27 protein-coding genes are annotated in these 21,622 nt (G+C 68.7%); 16 read left to right on the forward strand and 11 right to left on the reverse strand.

What is annotated here, in order from left to right:
* The first annotated feature begins 22 nt into the window (after positions 1-22).
* On the forward strand, positions 23-1,432 hold the full coding sequence (locus tag OHB24_RS32975; RefSeq protein ID WP_327634790.1) for an APC family permease: 1,410 nt from the start codon (positions 23-25) through the stop codon (positions 1,430-1,432).
* Here OHB24_RS32975 and OHB24_RS32980 read toward each other — a convergent pair.
* Positions 1,374-2,573: a Cmx/CmrA family chloramphenicol efflux MFS transporter gene (locus OHB24_RS32980; RefSeq protein ID WP_327634791.1), complete on the reverse strand. Its 1,200-nt coding sequence runs from the start codon at positions 2,571-2,573 to the stop codon at positions 1,374-1,376. The genes OHB24_RS32975 and OHB24_RS32980 overlap by 59 nt on opposite strands.
* Before the next feature lie 110 nt (positions 2,574-2,683).
* Between OHB24_RS32980 and OHB24_RS32985 the strand changes: the two genes are divergently transcribed.
* Positions 2,684-3,292 (forward strand): rhomboid family intramembrane serine protease, encoded by a 609-nt coding sequence (locus tag OHB24_RS32985; RefSeq protein WP_327634792.1) that lies wholly within the window; start codon positions 2,684-2,686, stop codon positions 3,290-3,292.
* On the opposite strand, the gene OHB24_RS32990 is transcribed toward OHB24_RS32985, so the two are convergent.
* Positions 3,285-4,205, reverse strand: a complete 921-nt coding sequence (locus tag OHB24_RS32990) for a threonine/serine dehydratase (RefSeq protein ID WP_327634793.1) — start codon at positions 4,203-4,205, stop codon at positions 3,285-3,287. The genes OHB24_RS32985 and OHB24_RS32990 overlap by 8 nt on opposite strands.
* Before the next feature lie 50 nt (positions 4,206-4,255).
* Here OHB24_RS32990 and OHB24_RS32995 point away from each other — a divergent pair, with 50 nt between their 5' ends.
* Positions 4,256-6,151, forward strand: a complete 1,896-nt coding sequence (locus tag OHB24_RS32995) for a propionyl-CoA synthetase (RefSeq protein WP_327634794.1) — start codon at positions 4,256-4,258, stop codon at positions 6,149-6,151.
* On the opposite strand, the gene OHB24_RS33000 is transcribed toward OHB24_RS32995, so the two are convergent.
* Positions 6,116-6,901 (reverse strand): alpha/beta fold hydrolase, encoded by a 786-nt coding sequence (locus OHB24_RS33000; protein ID WP_327634795.1) that lies wholly within the window; start codon positions 6,899-6,901, stop codon positions 6,116-6,118. The two genes, OHB24_RS32995 and OHB24_RS33000, sit on opposite strands and share 36 nt — an antisense overlap.
* Before the next feature lie 17 nt (positions 6,902-6,918).
* Here OHB24_RS33000 and OHB24_RS33005 point away from each other — a divergent pair, with 17 nt between their 5' ends.
* Positions 6,919-7,569, forward strand: coding sequence for an SDR family oxidoreductase (locus tag OHB24_RS33005; protein ID WP_327634796.1), 651 nt, complete (start codon positions 6,919-6,921; stop codon positions 7,567-7,569).
* 70 nt (positions 7,570-7,639) lie between these two features.
* Positions 7,640-8,050, forward strand: a complete 411-nt coding sequence (locus OHB24_RS33010) for an OsmC family protein (protein ID WP_327634797.1) — start codon at positions 7,640-7,642, stop codon at positions 8,048-8,050.
* On the opposite strand, the gene OHB24_RS33015 is transcribed toward OHB24_RS33010, so the two are convergent.
* The gene (locus OHB24_RS33015) at positions 8,037-8,831 is read right to left on the reverse strand and encodes an alpha/beta fold hydrolase (RefSeq protein ID WP_327634798.1); all 795 of its coding nucleotides are present in this window, start codon (positions 8,829-8,831) and stop codon (positions 8,037-8,039) included. The genes OHB24_RS33010 and OHB24_RS33015 overlap by 14 nt on opposite strands.
* Positions 8,832-8,899: 68 nt before the next feature.
* On the opposite strand from OHB24_RS33015, the gene OHB24_RS33020 reads away from it, so the two are divergent.
* A complete protein-coding gene (locus OHB24_RS33020) occupies positions 8,900-9,343 on the forward strand; it encodes a MarR family winged helix-turn-helix transcriptional regulator (RefSeq protein WP_327634799.1) in 444 nt (147 codons plus the stop codon).
* Here OHB24_RS33020 and OHB24_RS33025 read toward each other — a convergent pair.
* The 3 genes from OHB24_RS33025 to OHB24_RS33035 are packed head-to-tail and all read right to left on the reverse strand — an operon-like array spanning position 9,332 to position 11,424.
* Positions 9,332-10,108, reverse strand: a complete 777-nt coding sequence (locus OHB24_RS33025) for an SDR family oxidoreductase (RefSeq protein ID WP_327634800.1) — start codon at positions 10,106-10,108, stop codon at positions 9,332-9,334. The genes OHB24_RS33020 and OHB24_RS33025 overlap by 12 nt on opposite strands.
* The gene (locus OHB24_RS33030) at positions 10,105-10,944 is read right to left on the reverse strand and encodes a hypothetical protein (RefSeq protein WP_327634801.1); all 840 of its coding nucleotides are present in this window, start codon (positions 10,942-10,944) and stop codon (positions 10,105-10,107) included. Before OHB24_RS33030 ends, OHB24_RS33025 begins: the two co-directional genes overlap by 4 nt.
* Before the next feature lie 18 nt (positions 10,945-10,962).
* The gene (locus OHB24_RS33035; RefSeq protein ID WP_327634802.1) at positions 10,963-11,424 is read right to left on the reverse strand and encodes an Lrp/AsnC family transcriptional regulator; all 462 of its coding nucleotides are present in this window, start codon (positions 11,422-11,424) and stop codon (positions 10,963-10,965) included.
* Between the two features lie 93 nt (positions 11,425-11,517).
* Between OHB24_RS33035 and OHB24_RS33040 the strand changes: the two genes are divergently transcribed.
* Both OHB24_RS33040 and OHB24_RS33045 read left to right on the forward strand, forming a co-directional pair.
* Positions 11,518-12,366 (forward strand): TIGR03619 family F420-dependent LLM class oxidoreductase, encoded by an 849-nt coding sequence (locus OHB24_RS33040; protein ID WP_327634803.1) that lies wholly within the window; start codon positions 11,518-11,520, stop codon positions 12,364-12,366.
* Positions 12,363-12,788, forward strand: a complete 426-nt coding sequence (locus OHB24_RS33045) for a nucleoside deaminase (RefSeq protein ID WP_327634804.1) — start codon at positions 12,363-12,365, stop codon at positions 12,786-12,788. The genes OHB24_RS33040 and OHB24_RS33045 overlap by 4 nt, the downstream gene beginning before the upstream one ends.
* Positions 12,789-12,822: 34 nt before the next feature.
* On the opposite strand, the gene OHB24_RS33050 is transcribed toward OHB24_RS33045, so the two are convergent.
* A complete protein-coding gene (locus OHB24_RS33050; RefSeq protein ID WP_327634805.1) occupies positions 12,823-13,377 on the reverse strand; it encodes an LppU/SCO3897 family protein in 555 nt (184 codons plus the stop codon).
* Between OHB24_RS33050 and OHB24_RS33055 the strand changes: the two genes are divergently transcribed.
* Positions 13,366-13,713, forward strand: coding sequence for a hypothetical protein (locus OHB24_RS33055; protein ID WP_327634806.1), 348 nt, complete (start codon positions 13,366-13,368; stop codon positions 13,711-13,713). The two genes, OHB24_RS33050 and OHB24_RS33055, sit on opposite strands and share 12 nt — an antisense overlap.
* Before the next feature lie 96 nt (positions 13,714-13,809).
* On the opposite strand, the gene OHB24_RS33060 is transcribed toward OHB24_RS33055, so the two are convergent.
* Positions 13,810-14,769, reverse strand: coding sequence for a helix-turn-helix transcriptional regulator (locus OHB24_RS33060; protein ID WP_327634807.1), 960 nt, complete (start codon positions 14,767-14,769; stop codon positions 13,810-13,812).
* A 93-nt stretch (positions 14,770-14,862) separates the two neighbouring features.
* Between OHB24_RS33060 and OHB24_RS33065 the strand changes: the two genes are divergently transcribed.
* The 4 genes from OHB24_RS33065 to OHB24_RS33080 all read left to right on the forward strand — a co-directional run bounded on the left by OHB24_RS33065 (position 14,863) and on the right by OHB24_RS33080 (position 17,417).
* Complete coding sequence (locus OHB24_RS33065; RefSeq protein ID WP_327634808.1) at positions 14,863-15,810, forward strand: helix-turn-helix transcriptional regulator; 948 nt, start codon at positions 14,863-14,865, stop codon at positions 15,808-15,810.
* Entirely contained in the window at positions 15,810-16,514 is a 705-nt protein-coding gene (locus tag OHB24_RS33070) for an alpha/beta fold hydrolase (protein ID WP_327634809.1), read from the forward strand. The genes OHB24_RS33065 and OHB24_RS33070 overlap by 1 nt, the downstream gene beginning before the upstream one ends.
* Entirely contained in the window at positions 16,511-16,807 is a 297-nt protein-coding gene (locus OHB24_RS33075; protein ID WP_327634810.1) for a DUF1905 domain-containing protein, read from the forward strand. Before OHB24_RS33070 ends, OHB24_RS33075 begins: the two co-directional genes overlap by 4 nt.
* Positions 16,808-16,868: 61 nt before the next feature.
* A complete protein-coding gene (locus tag OHB24_RS33080; protein WP_327634811.1) occupies positions 16,869-17,417 on the forward strand; it encodes an isochorismatase family protein in 549 nt (182 codons plus the stop codon).
* A 94-nt stretch (positions 17,418-17,511) separates the two neighbouring features.
* On the opposite strand, the gene OHB24_RS33085 is transcribed toward OHB24_RS33080, so the two are convergent.
* Positions 17,512-18,351 (reverse strand): aldo/keto reductase, encoded by an 840-nt coding sequence (locus OHB24_RS33085; protein ID WP_327634812.1) that lies wholly within the window; start codon positions 18,349-18,351, stop codon positions 17,512-17,514.
* Positions 18,352-18,516: 165 nt separating this feature from the next.
* Here OHB24_RS33085 and OHB24_RS33090 point away from each other — a divergent pair, with 165 nt between their 5' ends.
* Both OHB24_RS33090 and OHB24_RS33095 read left to right on the forward strand, forming a co-directional pair.
* The gene (locus OHB24_RS33090) at positions 18,517-19,356 is read left to right on the forward strand and encodes a phosphotransferase (RefSeq protein ID WP_327634813.1); all 840 of its coding nucleotides are present in this window, start codon (positions 18,517-18,519) and stop codon (positions 19,354-19,356) included.
* A gap of 30 nt (positions 19,357-19,386) precedes the next feature.
* The gene (locus OHB24_RS33095) at positions 19,387-20,139 is read left to right on the forward strand and encodes an SAM-dependent methyltransferase (protein WP_327634814.1); all 753 of its coding nucleotides are present in this window, start codon (positions 19,387-19,389) and stop codon (positions 20,137-20,139) included.
* On the opposite strand, the gene OHB24_RS33100 is transcribed toward OHB24_RS33095, so the two are convergent.
* A complete protein-coding gene (locus OHB24_RS33100) occupies positions 20,110-20,775 on the reverse strand; it encodes an NUDIX domain-containing protein (protein ID WP_327634815.1) in 666 nt (221 codons plus the stop codon). The two genes, OHB24_RS33095 and OHB24_RS33100, sit on opposite strands and share 30 nt — an antisense overlap.
* 424 nt (positions 20,776-21,199) lie before the next feature.
* Here OHB24_RS33100 and OHB24_RS33105 point away from each other — a divergent pair, with 424 nt between their 5' ends.
* Positions 21,200-21,595, forward strand: coding sequence for a tautomerase family protein (locus OHB24_RS33105; RefSeq protein ID WP_327634816.1), 396 nt, complete (start codon positions 21,200-21,202; stop codon positions 21,593-21,595).
* Positions 21,596-21,622 lie beyond the last annotated feature (27 nt).

The following is a 21,622-nucleotide window of genomic DNA, read 5'->3' on the forward strand; positions in this document are numbered from 1 at the left end:
AGACCGACTCCGGGGAGCCTTCATGAGTGAATCCGCCGCCGTGGCGCAGACTGGTGACCGTCCTGAGCTGAAGCGGGTCATGGGACCCGGACTACTCCTGCTGTTCGTCGTCGGGGACATCCTCGGGACCGGGGTGTACGCGTTGACCGGCAAGGTGGCCGGTGAGGTCGGCGGCGCGGTCTGGCTGCCGTTCCTGTGCGCGTTCGTGGTCGCCCTGCTGACCGCGACCAGCTACCTCGAGCTCGTCACGAAGTACCCGAAGGCCGGTGGCGCGGCGGTCTACACGCACAAGGCGTTCGGGATCCACTTCCTCACCTTCCTGCTCACGTTCGCGGTGATGTGCTCCGGCCTCACCTCGGCGTCGAGCGCGTCGAAGGCGTTCGCGGCGAACTTCTTCTCCGCCGTGCACATCGACGCCGACCGCGGTGCGCTCCTGATGATCACCTCGCTCGCGTTCATGACGCTGATCGCGCTGGTGAACCTGCGCGGGGTCGGCGAGAGCGTGAAGGCGAACGTCGTACTCACCTGCGTCGAGCTCAGCGGTCTGCTGATCGTGATCGGGATCGGCGCCTGGGCGCTGATCGGCGGCGACGGCGACACCTCCCGCCTGACCGACTTCAAGGTCCCCGAGGGCGAGTCGCCGTTCAGCGCGGTGACGGCCGCGACCGCGCTGGCGTTCTTCGCGATGGTCGGGTTCGAGGACTCGGTGAACATGGCGGAGGAGACCAAGGACCCGGTGCGGATCTTCCCGAAGATCATGCTGATCGGCCTGTGCGCCACCGGCGTCATCTACGTCCTGGTCGCGATCTCCGCGGTCGCGCTGGTCTCGCCGGACGAGCTGAACAAGGGTGCGACGCCGCTGCTCAAGGTGGTCCAGGCCGGCGCGCCCGGGTTCCCGCTGGAGCTGTTCGCGTGGATCACGATGTTCGCGGTCGCCAACTCGGCGCTGATCAACATGCTGATGGCCAGCCGCCTGCTGTACGGCATGTCGCACGAGCAGGTGCTGCCCGGTCCGCTCGGCCGGGTGCTGCGCAGGCGCCGTACGCCGTACATCGCGATCCTGTTCACCACGCTGCTCGCGTTCGTCCTGATCGGGTACGCCGACCTCGCCGCGCTCGGTGGTACGACGGCGTTCCTGCTGCTGTGCGTGTTCGCGATCGTGAACGTCGCGGTGCTGGTCCTGCGGCGGGACCAGGTCGAGCACGGTCACTTCCACGCGCCGACCGCGCTGCCGGTGCTGGGCGTGATCCTGTGCGTGTACCTGGCGAGCCCGTTGTCCGGGCGGGCGTCGGCGGACTACAAGATCGCGGGCTGGCTGATGCTCGTCGGGGTCGGGCTGTGGATCATCACCTGGCTGCTGAACAAGTACGTGTTCAACCGGCACCCCGACTTCGACCCGTCGCACCTCGACCCGCAGGGTCCGGTGAACTGACCGGGACGAACGCAGCGAACAGCACGGTCGCGAGGGCCGCGGCGCCGGTGCCGACGGCGATCCAGCCGAGTGCGGGGTAGCCCGCGCCGGCGTCGATCGCCAGGCCGCCGAGCCACGGCCCGAGCGTGATGCCGACGTTGAACGCGGAGAAGTTCGTCGCGGTCGCGAGCCTCGGCGCGTCACCGGCGAGGCTGAACACGCGGGCGTTGAGAGCAGGGTTCGCGGCGAAACCGAATCCGCCGAGCAGTGCGATCACGCCGATCGCCACCGCCGGGACAGAGGCGGTGATCGCCAGTACGCCGGACAGAACGATCAGCCCCGTGATGCTGATGAACAAGGTGTGGAACGGGAGCGCGTCGGCGAACCGGCCGCCGACGGTGATCCCGATGAACGAGCCGAGACCATAGAGAGCGAGGACGCCGGGAACGGCTCCGGGCGGAAGGCCTGTGGTCTGGATCAGGAGCGGGGCGAGGTAGCTGAAGACGATGAGGATCGTGGCGGTCACCAGTGCCGTCGTACCGAACGCGAGCCAGAGCCGCGCGTTGCGGAGCACCCGGATCTCGTCGGCGAGCCGCGGCGCGCTTGCGGGGTCAGGCCGGTCGGCCGGCAGTGTGGCGAAGACGCCTGCCATCGCGAGCACGCACATCCCGGCGACGGTCCAGAACGCCGACTGCCAGCCGAGGTGCTGGCCCAGGACCGTTCCGAGCGGGAGGCCGACGATGGTCGCGATCGTCAGGCCGCCGGTGACGATGCTCATCGCCCGCGCGCGCCTGTTCGCCGGCACGAGGGCAACCACGGTCACCGCGGCGATCGACCAGAACCCGGAGTACACGAAGGCGCCGACGATCCGGGTGGCGAGCAGTACGGCGTAGCTCGACGTCAGTGCGCCCACGACATGGGTGAGCGCGAAGATCGCCAGGAAGACGAGTCCCGCCGCACGGCGGGACCAGGTGAGGGTGACGACCGCGAGGACCGGGGCTCCGACGAGCATGCCGATCGCGAACGCGGAGATCAGCAGCCCGGCCTGGGGGATGGTGACGTGCAGATCCGTCGCGAGCTCGGGAAGCAGGCCGGCGAGCATCAGTTCGGACGTGCCTTGGGCGAAGATGCTCAGGCCGAGGACATAGACAGCTATCGGCATCGTTCCCCCTCACCTCGACGAGTGCCACTCGCAGTATCTCAGGGATCACTGTCCGCTGTCGCCGCGCCTGCCACTGGCTGAGATTTGAGCCGATACGGCATCGTTGGGGTATGAGCTATCAGACTCCGGCCAAGCGGACCGGGCGGGCTGTGGACACCGCCCGGATCGGTAGTGGGCTGAAGCTGCTCGTCGGTCTGGTGGGGCTGATGTGGCTCAGCGAGGTCGTCGACACCGTGACCCACGGCGCCCTCGACCAGTACGGGATCATCTCCCGCGAGCCTCGCGGCCTGATCGGGATCCTGACCGCGCCGTTCCTGCATCTCGGGTTCGGTCACCTGGTCTCGAACACCTTGCCGCTGGTCACGCTCGGCGCGCTGATCGCGGTCAGCGGCGCGGCCCGGCTGTTCGCGGTGACCGCGATCGTGACGGTGATCGGCGGGTTCGGGACCTGGCTGGTCTCACCGCCGAACACGATCACGATCGGCGCCAGCGGGCTGGTCTTCGGGTACGCGTCGTACCTGATCCTCCGCGGCCTGTTCAACCGCCGGCTCTTGCAGGTGCTGCTCGGCATCGTCGTCGTGATGGTCTGGGGCAGCGCCCTGTTCAGCGGGCTGCTCCCGCAGGACGGGATCTCCTGGCAGGGTCACCTGTTCGGTGGCATCGCCGGCGTACTTGCGGCCTGGGTGCTGGCCGACGACAAGCAGCAACGCGTCAAATGAGCGTCGCGGGGTCGGTGTTCGCCCCGCAGACCACGACGGCAACGCGCTCACCGGCAGCCGGGCGGTAGGCGCCCGACAGCAACGCGGCGTACGCCGTCGCGCCGCCGTGCTCGGTCGCCAGGTGGTACTGCCGCCACAGCTCATTGCGACCAGCAACGATCGCCTCGTCGTCGACGAGCACCGTCCGGACGCCGTACCTCTGGGCGGCCTCGAAGGCCAGCGAACCGATACGGCGCGCACCGAGCGAATCCGCGGCCACTCCGCCGACGGCTCCGTCGGTCGGCTCGCCCACCTCGAGTGCCCGTTGCAGGGTCGGCGCGAGCGCGGGTTCCACGCTGACCACCTGCGCGTTGTCACCGATGGCGGTCGCGATGCCGGCGATCAGACCGCCGCCGCCGACCGCGACCAGGACCGTGTCGAACATGCCCGCCTGCTCGAGTAGTTCGAGGCCGACCGTGCCCTGCCCGGCGACGACCTCCGGCTGGTCGTAGGCGTGCACCAGCAGCGCACCCGACTCGTCCTGCGCCGCGAGCGCCGCCTGGTACGCCTCGGCGTACTCCGATCCGACCTGCACGATGTCCGCGTCGAGGGTGCGCAGCTTGCCGAGCTTCGCGGCCGGGGTCGTCTCAGGGACGAAGATCCGGGCCGGTACGCCGAGCTCGCGCGCCGCATACGCCGCCGCCAGCCCGTGGTTGCCGCCGGACGCGGCGACGATGCCCTGACCGGTCAGCTCACCGCTGTCCTTCGCGCTGAGCAGCCGGTTGAACGCGCCCCGCGGCTTGAACGAACCCGTGTGCTGGAGCAGTTCGAGCTTGAACGTGAGCCCCGGCGCCACCTCGATCACCGGCGTACGCCGTACCCGCCCAGCGATCCGCTCCGCGGCTTGCTTCACGTCGTCCAGGCTTACCGTCATGCTCCAACCCTGCCACGATGGTGAACAGCCGACGGACGGAGGCTCTGCACATGAGCGGAATGGGCGCGTACGAGGAGACCTACCAGCGGAGCCTGGACGACCCGCACGGGTTCTGGCTCGCGGCGGCCGAGGCGATCTCCTGGACGAGGCCGCCGACCCGGGCGCTCGACGCGACCGATGCGCCGATCTTCCACTGGTTCCCCGACGGCGTGCTGAACACGTCGTACAACGCGCTCGACCGGCACGTCGAGGCCGGTGACGGCGGCCGGACGGCGCTCGTCTACGACTCACCGGTCACCGGGACCGGCCGGACCTACACCTACGCGCAACTGCGGGACGAGGTGGCGACGTTCGCCGGCGCGCTGGCGTCGCTAGGTGTCGGCAAGGGCGACCGGGTGATCGTCTACATGCCGATGATCCCGGAGGCGGTCGTCGCGATGCTGGCCTGCGCGCGACTCGGAGCGGTCCACTCGGTGGTGTTCGGCGGCTTCGCTCCGCGTGAGCTCGCGGCCCGGATCGAGGACGCCGGACCTCGCGTGATCGTCGCGGCTTCCTGTGGCATCGAGCCGACGCGGATCGTCGAGTACAAACCGATCATCGACGAGGCGCTGAAGATCTCGTCACACCAGCCCGAGCACACCGTCGTGTTCCAGCGCTCGGAGGCGGAGGCCCAGCTAGGTGATCGTGACCTCGACTGGACTGCCCTGACCGCGAAGTCCCAGCCGACGGGCCCGGTGCAGGTCGCGGCGACCGACCCGCTGTACATCCTCTACACCTCCGGTACGACGGGACGTCCGAAGGGTGTCGTCCGCGACAACGGCGGCCACGCGGTCGCGCTCGCCTGGACGATGCGCAACGTGTACGACATCGGGCCGGGCGACGTGTGGTGGACGGCGTCCGACGTCGGCTGGGTCGTCGGCCACTCGTACATCGTCTACGCGCCGCTCCTGGCCGGCGCGACCACGGTCCTCTACGAAGGCAAGCCGGTCGGGACGCCGGACGCGGGCGCGTTCTGGCGGGTGATCTCCGAGCACGGCGTGAAGGCGCTGTTCACCGCGCCGACCGCGATCCGCGCCATCAAGAAGGTCGATCCCGAGGCGGCCGAGCTGGCGAAGTACCCGCTGGACACGTTCCGGACGTTGTTCCTGGCGGGGGAGCGGCTCGACCCGGAGACGTACCACTGGGCGCACGAGCATCTCGGCGTACCGGTCGTCGACCACTGGTGGCAGACCGAGACCGGCTGGCCGATCGCGGCCAACCCGCGCGGGCTCGAGCCGCTGCCGACCAAGCCGGGCTCGGCGACCGTGCCGATGCCGGGCTGGAACGTGCAGATCCTCGATGCCTACGGCAAGGAGCTGCTGCCGCACGAGGAGGGCGCGATCGCGATCAAGCTGCCGCTGCCGCCGGGCGCCCTGCCGACGCTGTGGGGCGACGACCAGCGCTACATCGACAGCTACCTCAAGGAGTACGACGGCTACTACCTGACCGGCGACGGCGGGTTCATCGACGACGACGGCTACATCTTCGTGATGGGCCGCACCGACGACGTCATCAACGTCGCCGGCCACCGTTTGTCGACGGGCTCGATCGAGGCCGTCGTCGCGGCGAACCCGGCGGTCGCCGAGTGCGCGGTGATCGGCGTGCACGACGCGCTGAAGGGACAGTTGCCGCGGGCACTCGTCGTACTCAAGGCGGGCGCGACGGTGTCGGACGACGTACTGCGGGACGAACTGGTGGCCGCCGTACGCCGGGAGATCGGGCCGGTCGCCGCGTTCCGGGACGTGTCGGTGGTCGACGCGCTGCCGAAGACCCGCTCGGGCAAGATCCTGCGCCGCACCATGCGCGGAATCGCCGACGGCCGCGACGAACCGGTCCCGTCGACCATCGAGGACCCCGCCGTTCTGGACGCGCTACGCCCCGTCCTGCGCGGCGGTCAGGAAGGATAGGACCGCCGGACTGGCGACCGACCGGAACTCGTGAAAGTAGGCGTGCCGGGCACCCGTGAGGAGTTCGGCACGTGCCCCCGGGATCCGGTCGGCGAGCAGCTGCGCGTTCGCGGCCGGACTGAAGATGTCGTCGGTGCCGTGCAGGATCAGAGTCGGCGCAGTGATGCTCGGCAGGCCGTCCCATGCGTCGTGCCTGTTGCTGGCGACCAGATGCCTGCTTTTGGCGTACGACGGCATGGCCGCGTCACCGAGCACGTAGTACGGGCCGTGATTCTGAGCGAGCCACCCCGGGGTGTACATCAGCTCGAGCAGCACGCGCTCGGTTCGGGCCGGATCGGCCAGCGCCTTACGGATCTCCTGGCTGCGCTCGTACCCGTGCGCCGCACCGGGTGACGTACAGCCCAGAACCAGTGCGCCGACACGCTGGGGATGGTTGATCGCCAGCCACTGCGCGACCCGCCCGCCCATGGAGGTCCCGTAGACGTGCGCTCTGTCCAGCCCGAGGTCGTCGAGGACCGCGACCACGTCCTCCGCGAACCCGACCGTGCTGTAGACCTCGTCCGGCTTGCCGCTCTCGCCGGTTCCTCGCCAGTCCAGGGTGATCGTCCGGTACTGCGTCTCGAAGTCCGCCCGGACCGGATCCCACCAGGTGTGGTTGTTGGACTGCCCGGCGAGGAGAACAAGTGGTTGCCCGGCGCCCCGAACCTGGTAGGCGATCCTCGTCCCGTCGGTGGCTGCTGCGTTGGGCACAGAGATAGTCTGCAGGTATGCGAGTCGTGATTGCGGGTGGACACGGACAGATCGCGCTGCGGCTGACTCGGTTGCTGAGCGCCGACGGGCACCAGGTGGTCGGGGTGGTGCGGAACCCGGACCACGAGGCCGACATCGCGGCAGCCGGCGGTGAAGCCGCCGTACTGGATCTCGAGCAGGCCGACGTCGGCGCGGTGGCCAAGGTCCTGGCGGGCGCGGACGTGGCGGTCTTCGCCGCCGGCGCCGGGCCGGGCAGCGGGAACGCGCGCAAGGACACGGTCGACCGGGGCGCAGCCGCGCTGTTCGCGGACGCTGCCGAGCAGGCCGGCGTACGGCGGCACATCCAGGTCGGCTCGATCAACGCGGAACGTGCCCTGTCGCTGACCGACAACGAGACGTTCACGGTCTATCTCCGGGCCAAGTGGGCCGCTGAGGAGGACCTCCGGGCCAGAGACCTGGACTGGACGATCCTGCGGCCCGGCAGTCTGACCGACGACCCCGGGACCGGCACGGTGTACCTCGCCGACAGGACCGGTCCCGGCCGGATCACCCGCGACGACGTCGCGCTGGTGCTGGCCGGCCTCTGTGACGCTCCGGCCTCGATCGGCCGGACACTCGAGCTCATCGGCGGGGACACACCCGTCCGTGAGGCCCTCGAGAACCTCTGACCCTTATGACGTTGCCACAAGCAACAGAATGTGACGGGACTGCGACACTATGGCAGACACACTCCGGCAGGTGACCTTCGAGCGCCTGGCGAACAGCAGCTACGAGGTGCGGAACGCCCGCGGCGGGAGCATCCGGATCGGCTCCGGCGGCGCGGACACCGACTTCACGCCGGTCGAGCTGCTGCTGGCCGCGATCGGGACCTGCTCGGCGATCGACGTCGACATCGTGGTGAGCCGCCGGGCCGAGCCGACCGAGTTCAGCGCGGTCGTCCGCGGCGACAAGATCCGGGACGCCGAGGAAGGCAACCGGATGGAGAACCTCGCGGTCGAGTTCACCGTGCATTTCCCCGAGGGCGAGGACGGCGACAAGGCCCGCGAGGCGCTGCCGCGCGCCGTGAAGATGTCCCACGACCGCCTCTGCACGGTCAGCCGTACCGTCGAGCTCGGCATCCCCGTCACCACAACGGTCAACGACGACTGAGCACTTCACGGAGGCGCTGCGCATAGGCCTTCGGGTGGCTGAGGTTGCCGTTGTGACCGCCCGGGAAGGTCTGCAGGTCCTGGCCGCTGAGCTCGGCCAGGGCCTCGGCACACTGGTAGTCGAAGACGGTCCGCGGCGTCGTCGTACCCGCTGCCGGAATGATCCGCACGCCGGTCGACGAGAGCGCGGCCGGGTCGAGGTCGTCGTCCGCGGCGGCGGTGAAGTCGTGGCGGATGAAGTAGTCGAAGTTCGCGAGCCGGTTCGCGTCCATCGGGAAGTCGGTGCGGCCGGGTTCGCCGTTCGACGGGTCGATGCCGAGTGAGCGGACGATGGCCGGGATCGTGGCCTGGAGTCCGTTGGCCAGGTACTGGGCGCGGAGCTCGGTGAGTTCGTCGCGGTGCAGTTTGGGGTCGGGGAGCAGCCAGGGCGCGATCGGCTCGTGCGCGACGAGTGTGTGCAGCTGCGTCGGATGCTTCACGGTCAGATGCAGACCGATCACCGCGCCGAGATTGCAGCCGAGCATGGCGACGGGTTCGTCGGTGACGTGCAGGAGCAGACGGTGTACGTCGTCCGCGTGGTCGGCGATCGTGGCGCCCGGCTCGTCGACCTTGCTCCGGGACAGGCCGCGGCGGTCGTAGGTGAGCACGGTGTAGTCGTCGGCGAGCTGCCGGACGAGGTCGGTGCTGCGGTCGGCATCGCCTTCACCGCTCTGCGAGATCAGCAGCAGCGGTCCGTTGCCTTCGAGCTGGTAGTGGAGCACTGCTCCGGGTACGTCGATCATGGTCCGGAGATTACATCTAATTAGATGCATTGATCAAGATGTATCGATCTTGATGTAGATTCGGCGGTGTGAACGGTGTGGAGCTCTTCCTGCTCGGGCGGGCGCTGATGAAGATCGGCGAGGACGCGTTACCGGAGCCGCCGGGCGGCGCGGCGAAGTACGCCGGCAGCGCGCGGATGGTGCTGATCGTCGCGAGTGACATCGCCGAGCATCCGACGAGCGCGGTGGGGGAGATCGCCGCCCGCACCGGCCTGCCGCAGAGCCAGGTGTCGACCGCGATCGCCCGGCTGAAGGAGGCCGGATCGGTCATCACGACAACCGATCCGACCGACCGACGCCGGGCCTTGGTCAGTCAGGCGCCCGACGCCTCGGACCGCCTGGCTCAGGTCCGTGCCACGAGCATCGAGCCGGCCCTCGCCGCGGCGCTGGGCACCGACGACCACGCACGAGTCGCAGAGCTCGCGCGCACGCTGCAGGAACTAGCCCGCGACCTGCAGACCTCAGGAGAGTAGGAACTCGCTCGCCGGCCGAAGCCGCGTCTTCAGCACGTCCTGGGTGCCGCGGCTGTCGAGACGAATGTCGGACGGCGTACCTGGCGCGGACGGCAGGGTCTGCGGGTCGAGACCGTCGCGAATGGCGATCAGCCGTCCCAGGTCGAATCGGCTGAGCGCCTCAGGACCGGCCACGTGGGTCACGCCGATGACCTCGGAGACGAGCAACTCGAGCAGCGCCGACGCGAGGTCGGAGACGTGCACCGGGCAGCGGATGTTGCCCGTGTAGAACACACCAGGCTCACCGGCCGCCAACCGTCGTACGCGCTGTTCCTCCTCCGAGTGACCGTCCGATCCGATGATGAGCGACGTCCGCGCGATGACAGCGCCCGGCATGACCGCACGGATCGCCGTCTCGGCCGCCGCCTTGGCCGCACCGTACGGCGTGATCGGGCATGGCAATTCGTTCTCGGTGTACGCCGCTTCCCGGGGACCGAAGACCGCATCGCTGGACACGAACACAAGACGCGCGTCGTCCGCCTCCAGCGCGACGTTGACCGCGCCATGGGCCGTGGTCCGCCAGTCGTCCTGCTTGTAGGCGGTGTGGATGATCCCGTCCGGCCGGACGCTGCGAATCACGTCCCGCACCGCGTCACGTCGCCGTACGTCGAGCTGCACCCCACCCGCCACGACTTGCGAGTGGTACGCCGGGATGACCTCGTGCCCGCCCGTGCGCAGGAGTTCACGCCCCAGGAGACCAGCGGCTCCAGTGACGAGCAACCTCACCCGGCCAGTTTATGACGCTCGAGCCGCCATCCGGCAGTCCGCGTGGCGCGCTTCACCTCGGCGACGGTTCGTACCTTCCGGGGCGTCATCCACGACTGCGACGGCTTGTGCAACATCCACCCGTCGCCGATGGTCAGCGCCGCGTGCTGGACCCGCCGCGCAGCGTCACGCCAGACGAGCACAGTGCCCGGTACGTCGTCCTTGCCGCCGCTCTCGGTGTGGTTCGCCAGCCATTCCTCGAACGGTTCGCGCACCATCCAGACCGTCTCGGCGCCGTCGACGCCGCAGGCAGCCATCACGGTGCCGAAGCAGTTCGGCCCGCTGCCGTCCGGAAACGTGCCGGCCAACTCCCGCACGCGTGGCAGCGCCGCGGGCCAGGACCGGACCTCGGCATGCCGGCTCGGCCCGAGATCCTCGCTCACGATCTCGGGAAGCACGCGCGCCGGCTCCCGCAGCAGCGACTTCCACCAGACGAACCGATGCCCGTCCGCCTGCTGACGAACGTCCGGCCCGACGATCCGCGACCACTTCCGCACCGTCGGAACCGACCCGCGGTCGTAATCCACCTGCGCCCGAACCAACGCGGCCCGCGTCGCCTTCGGCAAGTCGTCGAACGCCGCCTCGCTCAACCACGCGGTCCGAGCAGCCTTCCGGTCGATCGCGTACGTGCGATAGGTGTCGCGATCCTCCCGGCTCGGCTCCCGGTCGTCCGTGGCCAGCTTCCAGGCCGTCGCCTGCTTCCTCGTCACGAAGAACGGCTGCTCGTCCGGTGCGAGCCAGTCGACCCATCGCTCCAGCAGGTCAGACGAGACGTCGATCCCCAGGACGGTCAGCACCGGGCCACGCTCTCATCCTCACGCCTGATCGGCCACCGGCTTTTGCGGGCCTCGGTAGCGCTGCGTCTGGGAGTAGACCAGGTTGGTCGTCGTGCTGCCGAAGTCAGTCAGCTCGTTGACGAGTTCCTCGAGGTGCGGCATCGATGCTGCTGCGACCTTCAGGGTGTAGCAGTCGTCGCCGGTGGTTCGCAGGCACTCCAGAATCTCGCGGCGCTCGGCCATCAGACGATGCAGCGGCTCGTGCTTGTTGCCGGGGTACTTCAGTCGTACGACGGCCAGCACCGGGTAGCCGACCTTCGTGAGGTCGACCTCGGCGCGGTACCCGGTGATCACGCCGATCGACTCCAGCCGGCGTACTCGCTCGGTGGTGGCCGAGGCGCTCAGGTTGACCCGCTTGCCGAGCTGCGTGAGGGACAGCCGGGCGTCCTCCTGCAGTTCGGTCAGGATCGCCCAGTCGGTCGGATCGAGACTCTCGGTCATACGGATAATCTACCGGCGATTCCCCGGCGCGAGGCGACGTACGCCGTGAGGATTCTCTTCAGAACTGTGTCTCCGCCTGGATAGCCTGAGGGCGTGGAACTTGGAGTGAACGTGCCGAACTTCGGCCCGGGGACGAATCCGGCGCGGCTGCGGGACTGGGCGCGCGTCGTCGAGGGACTCGGGTACGACCTGCTGATGGTGTCGGACCATGTGGTGATCACGCCGGACGTCGCGGAGCAGTACCCCGCGCCGTTCTACGAACCGTTCACCACGCTGAGCTGGCTCGCCGGGATCACCGAGCGGGTCCGGCTCGGGACGACCGTGCTGATCGCGCCGTACCGGCATCCGTTGCTGGTGGCAAGGATGGCGGCCAACCTCAACGCGTTGAGTGGCGGTCGCCTGGTGCTCGGTGTCGGGGTCGGCTGGGCGCGGCAGGAGTTCGCGGCGCTCGGCGCGGAGCATGCGCACCGCGGTCGGCGTACGGACGAGGTACTCGCCGAGGTGCGGCGCGCGTGGGCCGACACTGCGGACTACGGCGACGGGCCGATCCCGATCTGGGTCGGCGGTTCGAGTACGGCGGGATTGCGCCGGACCGTCCGGTACGGCGACGCGTGGCATCCGCTGCGGCAAACGATCGAGCAGCTGCGAGACGGGCTGGATCGGCTGCGGACGGTCGCGGCGTCGGAGGACCGGCCGGTGCCGGGATTCGCGCCGCGGATCCTGCTCCGGCTGACGGACGAGCCGCTGGGCGACGATGATCGAGTAGCGGGGGAGGGTTCGATCGAGCAGGTGATGCAGGATCTCGCCGTACTGCGGGAGCTCGGCGCGCAGAGCGTCGTACTCGATCCGTTCGTCGGCGACCCTCTTGAGACCGAACGGCCCGAAGGGGCCTGGCAGGCGTTGGCGACAATCGCCGCGGCAATGAGACTGGAGACGACGTGACACCTGAGGCAGAAGGATTCCTGCGCCGTGCGATCGCACTCGCCGCGGAGGCGCGGAAGGACGGGAACCCGCCGTTCGGCTCGCTGCTGGTCGGCCCCGACGGCACCGTGCTCATCGAGGAGCGGAACACGACGCTCACCGAAGGGAACATCAGCTTCCACCCGGAGCTGAAGCTCGCGGTGTGGGCGGCCCAGCAGCTGTCGCCCGAGGACGCGGCCGGCACCACCATGTACACGAGCTGCCAGCCGTGCGGGATGTGCTCGGGCGCGCTCGCGAGGTCCGGCCTCGGCAAGGTCGTGTTCGCGCTGTCGGGCGAGCAGCTCGACGGGCTCAAGTCGACGGGCGGCTTCCCCGACGTACCGCTGGAAGGACCGGCGCTGTACGACGAGGCCCGCGTGCCCGTGGACGGGTACTACAGCTGAGGCTGGGGTCCCGTCGCCGGGACCCCAGCACTCGCTACTTCACCGGGGTCAGACAGAGCGTGTACTTCGTCGAGCCGCTCTGGTAGACGTACGACGCCTCGGCGTCCTCGCCGCACTGGCTGTCGTCGGTCGAGTCGTCGATCTTGTCGACGATCTTGTACTCGGCCTCCGAGGACGTGCAGTCGACGACCTTCACGTCCGGCTTGGCCGACGTGCCCTGGTTGATGACACAGGCACCGATCTTGGCCTTCGACTCGGTCGAGTTCAGGTTCGCGAACACGATCGCCGCGATCAGTGCGATCGGCAGCAGCAGACCGAGGATCGCCGGCCGCTGGAACAGCGGTTTGCCCGGGTCCATCGGCCGGCCCTGGCCCGGCGTGGGCTCCGGGAGGCCCTTGAACTTCTGCATCGGGCCGATGTTCATCAGCATCGTGATCGGGTTGATGATCGACGAACCGATACCCCACCAGCCCTGCCAGAGGCTCTTCGCGGTCATGTCGCGGACCGACGCGATCCCGCAGGTGCGGCAGAACGGGCCCTGCAACTTCAGGAACCGCATGATGATGATCAGGCCCTGGTGGCCGCGCACGGTGGCCTCGGCCGCCGGGTAGCCGCCGCAGAAACGGCAGGCCATCTGGCCCTGCGGCGCCTGGCCCTGCTGGGGAAACGACTGGTCCTGCTGGTACTGCTGACCCTGGTACTGCTGCTGGCCAGGGTACTGGCCCTGCGGCGGGTACTGCTGACCGCCGTCCTGTGGGTAGGTCTGGCCCGGCTGCTGCTGGTACTGCTGGCCGCCGTACTGCTGGCCCGCGTACTGCTGCTGACCAGGCTGACCGGGCTGATCCGGCTGCTGGGGCTGGCCGGGCTGCTGACCGTACTGCGGGAACTGCTGCTGTGGCGGACCGTAGCCGGCCGGCTGACCTGAGTACGGGTTCTGCGGCGGCTGGGGAGGGGATGTGGTCACGAATGGATCCTGAGGCTGATCGAGGGGCGGTGTCGGGACACGTTGAACCATGGCACCTTACTCATCCGGGTGGTCCATCGCGGCATACCGCCGCATCAATTCCCGGCCAAGTCGCGCGAGCTCCGCCTGCACCGACGGAGGATCCACCACTTCGATCGACCCGCCCCACCCGGCGAGGTGCTGCGCGATCATCAACGGAGTGGGCGCGGTGACCTTCAGCCGGACCCGGTCGCCATCGACCCCGTCGACCTCGCAGTTGCGGCCGAGCCGGTCCTGCATCACCCACACGAACCGCTCGTCCATCAGGACAGTTGCCGTCAGCCCCGATCGTCGCTCCTCCATCCGTTCGACGATCTCGGCCCACGCCGTCGACAGCTCGAACCCGTCCGGCCGCTCGAAGGTCGCGCCGGTCGTTTCCGCGTCGACCACCCGGTCGATGCGGTACGTCCGCTGCCCCTTCTCGGTCCACGCGATCAGGTACCAGACGTCGTCCTTGTCCACGAGACCGAGCGGGTCCACCACCCGCTCCGACGTCTCCCGGCCGCGTCTGGAGTAGACCAATCGGACCCGTTCCCGGCGTACGACGGAGTCCTGCAGGCGACGTACCAGCTCTGGGCGTTCCTTCACGTGCTCGCCCCAGCGAGCCGGGTCGATCACCACCGCCTCGGCTGCAGCCTGGGCGTGCTCGCGAAAGGTGCCCGGCAAGGCCTGCACGAGCTTGCGGAGGGCCGCCTTCGCGTCGGGAGCGATCGACGCCGCCGGACCCACGAGCAGGAACAACGCCTGCGCCTCGGTTGCCGTCAGCCCGCTCAGGTCGGTCCTTGCACCGCCGACCAACTGCCAGCCGCCGTTCCGCCCCGGCTGTGGATAGACCGGGATGCCGGCCGTCGACAACGCCTCCAGGTCCCGGCGCGCGGTCGCCACCGAGATCTCGAGCTCCGCCGCGACATCGGCCGCGGTCACCCGGCCCCGGGCCTGCATCAGCAACAGCACCGCCACCAACCGATCCGCCCGCATGACCCCGATCGTCGCAGACAAACCGCTCACCGTCTGAGCAGTTAAAACGGGTTACCCTCAGTTCCGGACGGACTTCTTCCGGAATGGTGACTGATGGCGTACGACGTGAGCCCGACGGCGCGGACCCTGATGGTCCTGGAGCTGATCCAGAACAGCCCCGGCGTCACCGCGGAGCAGCTGGGGGACAAGCTCGGGGTCTCCGAGCGCGCAGCCCGCCGCTACGTCGCGATCCTGCGCGAGGCCGACATCCCGATCGAGTCGGTGCGCGGGCCGTACGGCGGCTACCGGGTCGGACGCGGCTTGCGGTTGCCGCCGTTGATGTTCAGCCCGACCGAGGCGCTCGGGCTGGTGATGGCGGTGCTGGAAGGACCGCGCGGCGCCGCGGATCCGGTCGAGGACGCGCTCGGGAAGATCGTCCGGGTGCTGCCCGAAGCCGTCGCCCGGTCCACCGACGCGATCCGCCGGGTCCCTGCGCGTGGACCCGATCCCGGGGCCCGGACCCCTGATCCCGAGATCACCGCCGCCCTCGTGTCGCACAGCGCGGACTGCCGGCGCGTGACGATCCAGTACCGCCGCCACGAGGACGAGTGGCCGATGGACGTCGACCCGTGGGCGGTCGTCGTACGTCGTGGTCGCTGGTACCTGCTGTGCTGGTCGCACGCCAAGGACGCCCGGCGCGTGCTGCGCGTCGACAAGATCACCAAGGTCGAGGCGCAGACGGCATCGTTCGTGCCACCCGCTGAGCTCGATCCGCTGGCCGCTGTCGAGGAGCACCTCGCGATGGGCTGGCGGTACCCGATCGAGGTCGAGATCGACGCACCTCTCGACGACGCCGCCTGCTGGATCCCGCGCAGCATGGGCCGCCTGGAACCCATCGACGAGAACCGCACGCGGCTCCTGGCCAGCACCGACGAACCCGACTGGTACGCCGGCAAACTGTCCGAGATCCGCGCCCCGTTCCGGATCATCGGCGGCCCCGAACTCCGAGCCGCCTGCCAGTTCGTCGCCCAGCGCCTGCTCGCCGCGAGCACACCAGACTGATGCTGACCTGGGGCTCGGGCGACCGGGTGGCGCTTCTCATCCACGGGATGCTGGGCGCGGCCTCGCAGTACCACGAGGTCGGCCCGGCGCTCGCGGCTCGCGGATACCGGGCGGTCGCGATCGATCTGCCCGGCCACGGCGATGCGCCACGGGCCCCTGACGCGACGATGGAACTGTTCGTCGACGCTGTCCTCTCTGTCGTCGACACGCCACCGGCGCTCGCCATCGGTCACTCGCTCGGGGCGATCGTGCTTTCCGACGCACTGGCTCGGCTGCGGCCGAGTCGGGCGGTGTATGTCGACGTACCCCTCTCTGACCCGTCCGCGGACCCGCCGGCGCCGGCTGCGGAGCTGCGCGAACGTTTCACGACCTCTCGCGCCGCACGCACTGTGGAGCGGTTGGCTACCCGGACCGGTTGGTCAGCTGCGGACTGCCGGGTCGAGGCGGAGGCGGCGGCTCGGTTCGATGTCGAGACCGCGGTGGCGCTCGAACGCTCGTACGTAGGGCAAGCGGTCAAGCGACCCGTGGTGCCGTCGATTGTGGTGCGGGCCGACCCGAGCCGCTATGTGTCTGCTCGGCGGGCGCGGGAGCTGGAGGAGCTGGGATTCTGGGTCCGGTCGGTGCCGGGTGCGGGGCATTCCGTCTGGTACGGACACCTCGACGAGTTCATGGGAGTGGTGGACGAGTGGCTGGAAGCGGGATGAACGACATCGAGTTCTCGGGAGAGATCTGGTACTGGCGCGGGCCTGCGCCCTGGTACTTCATCACCGTCCCCGACGAGGAGAGCGCGTACTTCGAGGCGGAGTCGAACTTTGTCACGTACGGGTGGGGGATGATCCCGGTGACCGCCGAGATCGGTGCGAGTGTCTGGGACACGTCGATGTTCCCGAAGGACGGGCGGTACCTCCTGCCGGTGAAGGCGGCCGTACGGCGGGCGGAGGATCTCGACGACGGCGACGTACCGACCGTGCGGCTGCGGTTGCGCGGCTGGACGTGACAAGAACTGTCGGCGGGCGGGTCTAGCGTTCGCCGTACACGTTTTAGAGGGAGGAGCCTCCATGTCCACGCTGTCCGATAGGCCGCACACGGCCGTGCTCGTGATCGACGTCCAGAACGGTGTCGTGGGGGAGTCGTACGAGCGCGACCGCGTCGTCGCCAACATCAGCACACTCGTCGGCAAGGCCCGCGCCGGAGGCGTCCCGGTCGTCTGGATCCAGCACTCCGGCGAGAACCTGGTCAAGGACAGCGACGAGTGGCAGTTCGTGCCTGAGCTGTCCCGGGACGGCTCGGAGTCGCTCGTCCACAAGACGTACGCCGACAGCTTCGAGGCGACCGACCTGGAGGACGTCCTCGCCCGCGCCGGCATCGGCCACCTGGTCGTCAGCGGCGCGCAGACCGACGAGTGCATCCGCTCGACGATCCACGGCGCGATGGTCCGTGGGTACGACGTGACGCTGGTCGCCGACGCCCACACCACCGAGGACCTGAGCGAGTACGGCGCGCCGACGCCCGACAAGGTGATCGCGCACACCAACCTCTACTGGCAGTACCACCGGGCTCCGGGCCGGACCGCCGCCGTACAGAAGACCGACGAGGTCGCCTTCTGACAACGTCGAGGAGCTGAGTCAGCACCCGCACCCGCGGTACGTCGACGCCAGTCGCGATGGTATGCGCCGGGGCTCGCGCCCCGGCGCATACGGCTCAGTCGACCAGGGAGTTGAGGGTTGCGAGGTCCTCGGGGGAGAGGTTGAGGTCGGCGGCCCGCAGGTTCTCCTCCAGGTGCTGCGGGCTGGAGGTGCCCGGGATTGCGAGGACGTGATCGCCGCGGCTCAGCGTCCACGCCAACCGCACCTGCGCGACCGTCGCCCCGTGGCGGTCCGCGATCTCCTGAACCGGCCCGGAGTCGGGCACCCCGCCCCCCTCCCGCGACTCAGCGGTGAGCGTGAAGAACGGGATGAAGGCGATCCCCAACTCACCGCACAACTGCAGGATCTCGTCGTTCGCCCGCCCGAATCCCACGCTGTACCGGTTCTGCACCGCAACCACCGGCGCGATCTCCCGCGCCTCGTGAAGGTGCGGGACCCGCACGTTCGAGACACCCAAGTGCCGGATCATCCCCTTCGCCTGCAACTCGGCCAGGACGCCGAAATGCTCAGCAATGGACTCCAGACCCGTCTGCCGCAGGTACACGAGGTCCAGAGAATCGACCCCGAGAACGCGGAGATCGCTCTCCACGAGTTCCCGCAACTGGTCCGGCCGCGCCAGCCCGTGTTTCGTCGGCCCGACCTTGGTCGCGATCACGAGCTCTTCCGGGTGCGGCGCCAGCGCGCGCCGGATCACGTCGTTCGCCCAGCCCAGGCTCTCGAAGTCCGTCCCGCCGGACCGTCCGTAACTCGGGTAGAACTCCGCGGTGTCGATGTGATTCACCCCGAGCTCGACGACTCGCCGCAGCAGCGCGATCGCCCGGTCCTGTACGTCGGCCCCGCCGCCGTCACCGCCCGCGAGCCGCTTCGTACCGAATCCGATCCGCCGAACCGGCACTCCTCCGAGCGACCAGAATTCGCCGGACTTGCTTTCCGCAATTTCCGATGATAAGTTAATTGGTAGGGACGCATTCTCCTGTGAATTCTGCATTCGGCCAGGATAAATCCTTCCAAGTAATTCGTCCATCCTTTCCCGCATATTTCTTGCGCTACTCTCATGCGCGTGGGACTCACCGAGCGGCAGCAACAGCTCCTCGACGTGTGGCTGCCGTCCGCCGCGATCGTGCGTGACCACAGCTGGGGTCTCATCGGAACGCTCGTGCTGGAGCTCGAGCACCACGGAGAGCGCTACATCGCGAAGGCCGGCGACAGCGCCGACCACCGTCTCGCCCGCGAAATCCGTGCCCACCGCAACTGGTTGCAGCCGTGGACCACGTGGGGGAGAGCGGCCGAGCTCGTCCACGCGGACGAGGACGCGAAGCTCCTCCTGACCCGTTTCCTTCCCGGTGAGCTCGTCGAAGGCACGCCGTACGAATGGGCCTCGGACACCTATCAGCAGGCGGGCGAACTGCTCGCGGCATTTCACCGGCAATCCGCCGTACCGGACGACAACTACGAATCCCGTGAGAACCAGCGCACGCTCGCGGGACTAGGCAGACCGCACCGGATCGCACCCGACCTCGCCGACCTTCTCCGGGCAACGATCGAGGCCTGGCCGACACCGCCCGCGACGCTCGTACCGACCCACGGCGACTGGCAGCCCCGCAACTGGCTTGTCGACAACGGCATCGTCCGCGTCATCGACTTCGGCCGCGCGGACCTGCGCCCGGCGTACACCGACCTCGCTCGCCTGGCCGCCCAGCAGTTCCGCTCCGAACCGAGCCTCGAGCCGGCGTTCATCACCGGCTATGGCTCGGACCCGCGCGAACCAGCGGCCTGGCAGCGCGCCCGGCTCCGGGAGGCGATCAGTACGGCGGTGTGGGCACACCAGGTCGGCGACGAATCCTTCGAACAGCAAGGACATCGAATGATCGCCGAGGCCGTCGCCGAAATTGCGTTGTGATCTCCCGGAGCACGCTGGCATCGTCACGCCATGTCCAGTGAACTCCTGAGCGAAGCGCTCACCCTTGACCGTTATCCACGATCGAACACCTATGACCAGCAATGGGTCGTCGACAATCTCATGGGCCCGCACCCGCTGTGGAGCGCCGAAAGCCTCCTGCAGGTGATGACGCTGCGGCCCGGCATGCGGGTCCTCGACCTCGGCTGCGGTACGGCGCTGACGTCGATCTTCCTGGCCCGCGAATGTGACGTCGAGGTCTGGGCCACCGACCTCTGGGTCGACCCCAGCGAGAACTGGCAGCGCGTACAGGACGCCGGCGTGGCTGACCGCGTGCATCCGATCCAGTCCGACGCCCGCAAACTCCCGTTCGCGCACGGGTTCTTCGACGCTGTCGTCAGCATCGGCGCGTACAACTATTTCGGCACCGGCGTCGACTACCTCCCGTACCTGACCGACTTGGTCCGTCCGAACGGGACGCTCGGCATCATCACCCCAGGCATCCGGACCGCTCCCGACTTCACCCCGCCGCCGTACGTCGCGGAGCGCTGGGGACCCGACCTCTGCACCTGGCTCCCGCCTGACTGGTGGCGACACCTCTGGGAACGCACCGGCCTGGTCACCGTTGAAACGGCCGACTTCGTGCCGAACGGCTGGGCCGACTGGCTCCACTGGCTGCAGACGTGCGCACAGGTGGGCCGCGGGTATGAACCCGACGAGCACCTACTGGAAGCCGACCAGGGAAACCTCCTCGGCCTAACCCGCGTGGTCGCCCGCCTGAAGTAGACGCGTCAAATGCTGCTGCAGCTCCGTCGGGTAGATCCCGAATTCCTCCAGGTCCGCCGCGTCGGCCCACCGCAGTTCGAAATGGTTCGTCGCACAATGGTCCACCGCTTCGTCACCTGACAGTTCCGGTACGCCGTTCACGTCGCTGACCAGGAAGTAGTACGCCGGCCGCCCGTTGTGCGTGCCGGTCCACAGCAACCGGTCCAAGGTGCCGGTGAGCGTCGTCTCCTCCTCGAGCTCCCGAAGCGCAGCGCCCGCCGCCGACTCACCCGCCTCCACATGCCCTCCGGGTAGAACGGCGTACCGATGCCCCTCACACCGAGGCCCCGGCACATCGCCGTACTCACACATCACACACTCGGCCGACGCCCCCTGCCGCAGATACCGCTTCACCACCAAAACCCTGCCCGCCTCAACAACAACCGCAGCCCCACGCGGAATCTTCACAACACCCAAGTCTGCCCACCCCCACCGACAAATCCCCCCACCCACCAACCGCACCTCACGCACAAGAGCCGGACAACTGGCTCTTGTGACGTATGTGTGGGTCGGCTGGGTTGAGTTGGGCGTCGCTGGGTGGCCGGTCGTCGGGCACGAGGGCTGGATAACCCCTCGTGTGCAGGGTTCTCCCCTCACGTATCAGTAGAGAACCCCCACTCGAAGGGATAACCGTTCTTCGCCAGTCCCGTCGATGGGACCGGGGCCGTCGAGTCGTGGGCCTTGGCGGTCGCCTGCAACCTTGATTCACGACTCGCGGTGCTCAGGGGCAACCAAACGCCACGACTCGGCGGGGGGGCGGTGGCGGGGAAGGAAGTTGTCGCTCTGTGCAACTTTGTTTCCCCGCTCTTGGGCGTTCGCGCGGATCGGCAGGAGTTCACCCCACTGACCTCGTCGCGGGTCCACGGCTGGGGCGACTTCACCCATACATCGGACAAGAGAGCCGGATATCCACTGCTACCCGAGTGGTTCGGCTGCGGCGTCGGCTGGATATTCGGTCGCCGGAGTGGCTGCTTCGTGGTGGGGTCGGGGTGTTGCTGTCGATCGTGGAAGGATTCTGTAGATGCCCACTGCGCAGATCGAGGTTCGTCGGGAGTACTCCGACGTTGATGAGGCCGGACTGATCGAGGCGGTGCACGGTGCGCTCGTCACCGCGTTCCAGATTCCGCCGCAGGACAAGGACGTGCGCCTGGTCGTCCACGCGCCGCACCGGTTCGCGTGTTCGCCGCGGCTGACCGAGCCCGAGTTCTTCACGCTCGTCACCGTCGACTGCTTCGCGGGACGCTCGATCGACGCCAAGCGCAAGCTCTACACCGAGATCGTCGGCAACCTGAAGCCCTTCGGCATCCCCGCGGATCACGTCACGATCCTCGTCCGGGACCACCCCACCTCGAACTGGGGCATCCGCGGCGGCCAGGCCGCGTCCGACCTGGACCTCGGCTTCAACGTCAACGTCTGACGTGCCACTCCGCTCGGCCCGGCACCT

The sequence above is a fragment of the Kribbella sp. NBC_00482 genome (assembly GCF_036013725.1).
Classification (GTDB): Bacteria; Actinomycetota; Actinomycetes; order Propionibacteriales; family Kribbellaceae; genus Kribbella.